The 5,821-nt window shown below is 71.9% G+C and carries 5 protein-coding genes; 2 read left to right on the forward strand and 3 right to left on the reverse strand.

All coding sequences use genetic code 11. From position 1 onward, the window contains the following. Positions 1-281 precede the first annotated feature (281 nt). On the reverse strand, positions 282-995 hold the full coding sequence (locus tag AOK23_RS32885) for a TetR/AcrR family transcriptional regulator (protein WP_055716201.1): 714 nt from the start codon (positions 993-995) through the stop codon (positions 282-284). A 199-nt stretch (positions 996-1,194) separates the two neighbouring features. Here AOK23_RS32885 and AOK23_RS32890 point away from each other — a divergent pair, with 199 nt between their 5' ends. Continuing rightward, complete coding sequence (locus AOK23_RS32890) at positions 1,195-1,644, forward strand: nitroreductase family deazaflavin-dependent oxidoreductase (protein ID WP_055716197.1); 450 nt, start codon at positions 1,195-1,197, stop codon at positions 1,642-1,644. 178 nt (positions 1,645-1,822) lie between these two features. Here AOK23_RS32890 and AOK23_RS32895 read toward each other — a convergent pair whose 3' ends face one another. After that, a complete protein-coding gene (locus tag AOK23_RS32895) occupies positions 1,823-3,028 on the reverse strand; it encodes a geranylgeranyl reductase family protein (protein WP_055716198.1) in 1,206 nt (401 codons plus the stop codon). 182 nt (positions 3,029-3,210) lie between these two features. Here AOK23_RS32895 and AOK23_RS32900 point away from each other — a divergent pair, with 182 nt between their 5' ends. After that, positions 3,211-4,566 (forward strand): dipeptidase, encoded by a 1,356-nt coding sequence (locus AOK23_RS32900; RefSeq protein ID WP_055716199.1) that lies wholly within the window; start codon positions 3,211-3,213, stop codon positions 4,564-4,566. An 85-nt stretch (positions 4,567-4,651) separates the two neighbouring features. Here AOK23_RS32900 and AOK23_RS32905 read toward each other — a convergent pair whose 3' ends face one another. Continuing rightward, positions 4,652-5,689 carry an NUDIX hydrolase gene (locus tag AOK23_RS32905; protein WP_055716200.1) on the reverse strand — a complete coding sequence of 346 codons (1,038 nt, stop codon included), beginning with the start codon at positions 5,687-5,689 and terminating at the stop codon, positions 4,652-4,654. Between the last annotated feature and the right edge of the window lie 132 nt (positions 5,690-5,821).

Below are 5,821 nucleotides of genomic sequence, written 5' to 3' on the forward strand. Positions count from 1 at the left end.
CACCTCGCGGCGTTGTCGCACGACCCGAGTACATCCAGTACGCGGGTCATGCTCCGCCTTGCGAGGCACCGCACCGGACGCCGCGAGCTTTCCGGCAAACCTTTCCGGCCACAGCACTAGACGCCGGGCCGCGCCCCCGGCGTCACCCGAGCGTGGTGATCACACATACTCCCCGGGACGTACGCCGACCCGACCCGACCGCCCCGGCCTGCCTCGCCTCGTCGAGTGGCCCCGGGCCTCGTCGAGTGGCCCCGGGGCGCCTCAGCGCTCCTTCGCGCCGGTCAGCGCTCCTTCGCGCCGGACTGCGGGTACACGAGGCCCACATGGTGGGCGAGCTGGCCCGCCGCATGGCGGAAGAACGTCCCCCGGTCCTCGACCACCCGGTTGAACTGCCCGAACACCTCGAAGTTGACCAGCCCGAACAACTGCGCCCACGCCCCGATCAGCACGACGACCACCTCCGGCGGCAGATCGGGGGCGAGATCCTCGGCCATGCGCCGCGCCTCGGGCTGCAACTCCGCGGGCAGCTTCCACTGGGCGACACCCTTGTCCCGGTAGGCGTCACGCACGATCCCGATCAGCAGCAGCCCGACCCGCGCGGCGGCCGGCACGGTCGTCGAGGGCGCGGTGTAGCCGGGGACCGGCGAGCCGTAGATCAACGCGTACTCGTGCGGCCGCGCCAACGCCCACTCCCGCACCGCCTCGCACACGGCGACCCACTGCCGCGCCGGACTCTCCCCGCTCACCTTCGCGTACGCCGCCTCGGCGGCCTCACCGAGGGAGTCGTACGCGTCGATGATCAACGCGGTGAGCAGCTCGTCACGGCTGGGGAAGTAGCGGTAGAGCGCCGAGGAGACCATGCCCAACTCGCGGGCGACGGCACGCAGGGACAGCTTGGCGGCGCCCTCGGCGGCGAGCTGTCTGCGCGCCTCGTCCTTGATCGCGGCGGCGACTTCGGTCCGGGCGCGGGCGCGGGCTCCTTGTGCGGTGCTCATGCGCAGCAGTGTGCCACACAGGCAGAGCACTGCACACAATTAAGAGCACCGAACACAAACCAGAGCAGCGCGCGCAACCAAGAGCGGCAAGCACAATCAAGAGCACTGCTCTTGCTTTGGAGCACCCGTCTAGTGCACACTGCTCTCAAGCGAGAGCACCGCTCTCTCAACGGCTCACCGAGCACCCCCGGAGGGGACCATGTCGTCGACCCACTACATCAAGGTCAGCGCCGTCGACCGCGCCGTCAACAACGCCATCGGCTGGCTCGCCCGGCGAGGCGTCAGCTTCCTCGGCTCGGCGGAACTGTCCGTGCGTGGCCGCAAGAGCGGCGAGTGGCGACGCCTGCCGGTGAACCCGCTGCCGTACGAGGGCGGCCCCTACCTCGTCTCGGCGCGCGGCCACTCCGAGTGGGTCCGGAACATGCGGGCGGCGGGCGGGGGCCGGCTCCAGGTGGGGCGCCGGGTGCAGGAGTTCACGGCGGTCGAGCTGCCCGACGAGGAGAAGCCGGTGGTCCTGCGGACCTACCTCAAGAAGTGGGGCTGGGAGGTGGGCCGCTTCTTCGGTGACGTCAACGCCGACTCCACGGACGAGGAACTGCTCGCCGCCGCTCCGAAGCACCCCGTCTTCCGGATCACCATCAAGAAGTGACCGGCCGCAAGGCAGGGACCGGAAGACAGCGCAGCGCAACCCAACGCAATGCGACCGGGATCGGACCCGCCCCGACCCCGACCGCACCTCACCCCTCATGGACGCCGGAGCCCCGGCCCATCCAGCCCGGCCCCGAGCGGCAGCCGCAGCCCCAGTCCCAGTCCCAGTCCCAGTCCGCCTAACGGTCGAACGCCGTCAGCGCGCGCTGGGCGATCGGGTGGGTGCGCACGATCTCGCCCAGCGACGTCGAGCCGCGCGTGATGTCGACGAAGGCACGCCACGCGGGACGGAAGCCGGTGATCGCCGCGTGGAACAGGCCGGGCCGCCGCTCGAAGGCGATCAACAGCCGCTTGCCGACGCTCATCTCGACGCCGAGGCCGGCCTTCACGGCGAACGCGTAGTTCAACGCCTGCCGGCGGGTGTCCACCGCGTCGTGCGCCTCGGCGATGCGGACCGCCCACTCCCCCGCGAGCCGCCCCGAGCGCAGCGCGAACGAGATGCCCTCACGCGTCCACGGCTCCAGCAGCCCCGCCGCGTCCCCGCACACCAGCACCCGCCCCCGGGAGAGCGGCGAGTCGTCGGCGCGGCAGCGCGTCAAGTGCCCGGAGGAGATGCTCGGTTCGAAGCCGGCGAGACCGAGCCGTCCGATGAAGTCCTCCAAGTACCGCTTGGTGGCGGCGCCTTCACCGCGCGCGGAGATCACGCCCACCGTCAGCGTGTCCCCCTTGGGGAAGACCCATCCGTAACTGCCGGGCATGGGGCCCCAGTCGATGAGGACGCGGCCCTTCCAGTCCTCGGCGACGGTCTCCGGGACGGGGATCTCCGCCTCCAGGCCGAGGTCGACCTGGTCCAGCTTCACACCGACGTGCGCCCCTATGCGGCTGGCGCTGCCGTCCGCGCCGACCACGGCCCGCGCCAGCAGCGTCTCGCCGCCCTGGAGGACGACGGCGACCGTGCGGCGGTCCGGTACGGCCGAGCCGTGCTGCTCGACGCGGGTGACCGTGACGCCCGTCCGCAGTTCGGCTCCGGCCTTCTGCGCGTGCTCGACGAGCTGCTGGTCGAACTCGGGCCTGTTGATCAGCCCGAAGAGCATCTGCTTGGACTTGCGCGTACGGGAGTAGCGGCCGTCGAGGGAGAAGGTGACGGCGTGCACGCGGTCCTTGAAGGGCAGTTCGAAGCCGGGTGGCAGCGCGTCCCGCGAGGGGCCGATGATGCCGCCGCCGCAGGTCTTGTACCGGGGCAGTTCGGCCTTCTCCAGCAACAGGACGCTGCGTCCCGCGACCGCCGCCGCGTAGGCGGCCGAAGCCCCCGCGGGCCCCGCGCCCACCACGACGACGTCCCACACCCGCTGCACGTCGTCCGCCGAAGAGTTCTCGCTGCTCACGATGGTCTACTGCTCCCGATCCAGCCGCCTGCCGCACCTTTCCCACGCATCCTACGGCGGTCGTCACCGAGAGTCGCTGTGGGAGGATCGGCAGCGCGTGCGCCCTACACCGATACACCGGGTACGCGCGTACGCACGCACACCCACAGAAGCACAACGTCGCACCCACGAGGAGCGTGCCCATGTCGTCGAACCCGGTCGCCGAGACCGTCGCCTCACTGATGCCCAGGGCGAAGGAGGAGCTCACCGAGCTGGTGGCCTTCAAGTCGGTGGCGGACTTCGACCAGTTCCCGAGGAGCGAGAGCGAGGGCGCCGCGAACTGGGTCGCCGACGCGCTGCGCGCCCAGGGCTTCCAGGACGTGGCCCTGCTCGACACCCCCGACGGCACCCAGTCCGTGTACGGCTGCCTGCCGGGGCCCGCGGGCGCGAAGACCGTCCTGCTGTACGCGCACTACGACGTGCAGCCGCCGCTGGACGAGGCCGCCTGGGTCTCGCCGCCGTTCGAGCTGACCGAACGGGACGGGCGCTGGTACGGGCGCGGTGCCGCCGACTGCAAGGGCGGCGTGATCATGCATCTCCTGGCGCTGCGCGCGCTCAAGGCGAACGGCGGCGTCCCCGTCACCGTCAAACTGATCGCCGAGGGCTCGGAGGAGATGGGCACGGGCGGGCTCCAGCAGTACGCGGAACAGCACCCCGAGCTGCTCGCGGCCGACACCGTGGTCATCGGCGACGCCGGCAACTTCCGTGCCGGGCTGCCGACGGTCACCGCGTCGCTGCGCGGCATGATCCTCATGCGGGTGCGGATCGACGCCCTGGAGGGCAACCTGCACTCCGGGCAGTTCGGCGGCGCGGCGCCCGACGCGCTGGCCGCGCTGATCCGCGTCCTCGACTCGCTGCGCGCCGCCGACGGCACGACGACCGTCGACGGGCTCGCAGGCGACGGCACCTGGGACGGTCTGCAGTACGACGACGAGCGGTTCCGTGAGGACGCCAAGGTGCTCGAAGGAGTCGAACTGGTCGGGTCCGGCACGGTCGCCGACCGGATCTGGGCGCGCCCCGCCGCCACCGTGCTCGGCATCGACGCCCCGCCGGTGGTCGGGGCGACCCCGTCGATCCAGGCGAGCGCCCGCGCGCTGATCGGGCTGCGTGTCCCGCCGGGCGTGGACGTCCAGGAGGCGATGAAGCTGCTGGAGGCCCATCTCGTGGCGCACACCCCGTGGGGCGCCCGGGTGAGCTGCGAGCCGATCGGCCACGGCCAGGCGTTCCGCGCCGACACCTCCAGCCCGGCGTACGAGGCCATGGCCGCGGCCATGGCCGTCGCCTACCCGGGCCAGGAGATGCAGTACGCGGGCCACGGCGGCTCGATCCCGCTGTGCAACACCCTCGCCGCCCTCTACCCGCGGGCCGAGATCCTCCTCATCGGCCTCAGCGAGCCCGAGGCGCAGATCCACGCGGTGAACGAGAGTGTCTCGCCGGACGAGCTGGAGCGCATGGCGGTCACGGAGGCGCTGTTCCTGACGAACTACGCGGCGAGCTGAGCGGACGAGGCGTCCCCGGTGCGGCACCGCCGCCCACCGGGGGCGCCGGACGCGCCTCCCGGACCTGGGGCGGCCGGGGCCGCCGTCACACGGGCGCGCCCGCCTCCAGATAGAACGCGGCGCCCCGCTCCCGGGCCCGCAGGGCCCACCGCAGCCGTTCGTAGCGGACCGGCGGCAGGAGGTCCGCGGCCTCCTCCTCCGTGACGAAGCGCCAGCCGCGCAGCTCGGGGCCGGGCAGTACGGGCCGCTGGGACCCGGTCGCGTCGAGGCGGCCGCCGTCGAAGAGGAGGCGCAGTCCGCCGTATCCGGGGGGCGAGGGGGACTCCCAGTCGACGACGAGCAGCCGGGGTACGTGGTCGAGGCGTATCCCGGTCTCCTCGACGACCTCGCGCACGCCCGCGCGGGCCGGTGCCTCGCCGGGCTCCACGACACCGCCGGGGAACTCCCAGCCGGGCTTGTAGGTCGGGTCGACGAGCAGGACCCGGTCGTCGTCGTCGAACATCAGCACCCCGGCGGCCACGGTCTCCGCGGTCGGCTCGGGGGTCTGCACGATGTCGCACACGGGTACGTTCCCGTCGCGTACGGCGTCGGCGATGCGCCGCGCCGTCTCGTACGGGGTGAGGGCGCTCGTGTCGACGAGGTGGGCGTCGGCGGTGAGCCAGCCGCCGAGGGCGGCGCGGTAGGGCGCGATGTGGTCGTACGCCCATTGACGCATCCGCATCTCGCCGTCGGGGAGGTCCGGCGGTATGTCCCGCCCCGCTATTCGCTCCCGCAGGATCGTTTCGGCCGGTGCGAGGAGCAGATGCCGTACGGGGATGCGGCGGGCGGCGAGGCCGCCGAAGATCTCGTCGCGGTACTCCTGGCGGAGCAGGGTCATGGGGACCACGAGGGTGCCGCCCAGCTCGGCGAGCAGCGCGGCGGCGGTGTCGACCACCAGCCGGCGCCAGCTCGGCAGGTCCTGGAAGTCGCCGACCTCGGCGAGGCGCTTGGCCGGCAACATGTGCGTCAGTGCGCCGCCGATGACCTCGGGGTCGAAGAGCGTGCTGTTCGGGATCAGGTCGATCAGTTCCCGTGCGGTGGTGGTCTTCCCCGCACCGAACGCACCGTTGATCCAGACGATCACGGTTCCCCCTCTTCTGTTGACCCCCTGAGGCTTGCCCTCCACTACGACGCGGAAACCAGCCGCTGATGAGGAGGTGAAATACACGGTGGCGGGTTCCCACCGAGTGGGAACCCGCCACCGTGTATTTCACCT

Source organism: Streptomyces torulosus, assembly GCF_001419765.1.
In the GTDB taxonomy this organism is placed as follows: domain Bacteria; phylum Actinomycetota; class Actinomycetes; order Streptomycetales; family Streptomycetaceae; genus Streptomyces; species Streptomyces torulosus.

Bases quoted from the DNA above. Each gene is read 5' to 3' on its own strand.
- AOK23_RS32885 (WP_055716201.1), bottom strand. From the start codon at position 995: ATGAGCACCGCACAAGGAGCCCGCGCCCGCGCCCGGACCGAAGTCGCC.
- AOK23_RS32890 (WP_055716197.1), top strand. From the start codon at position 1,195: ATGTCGTCGACCCACTACATCAAGGTCAGCGCCGTCGACCGCGCCGTC.
- AOK23_RS32900 (WP_055716199.1), top strand. From the start codon at position 3,211: ATGTCGTCGAACCCGGTCGCCGAGACCGTCGCCTCACTGATGCCCAGG.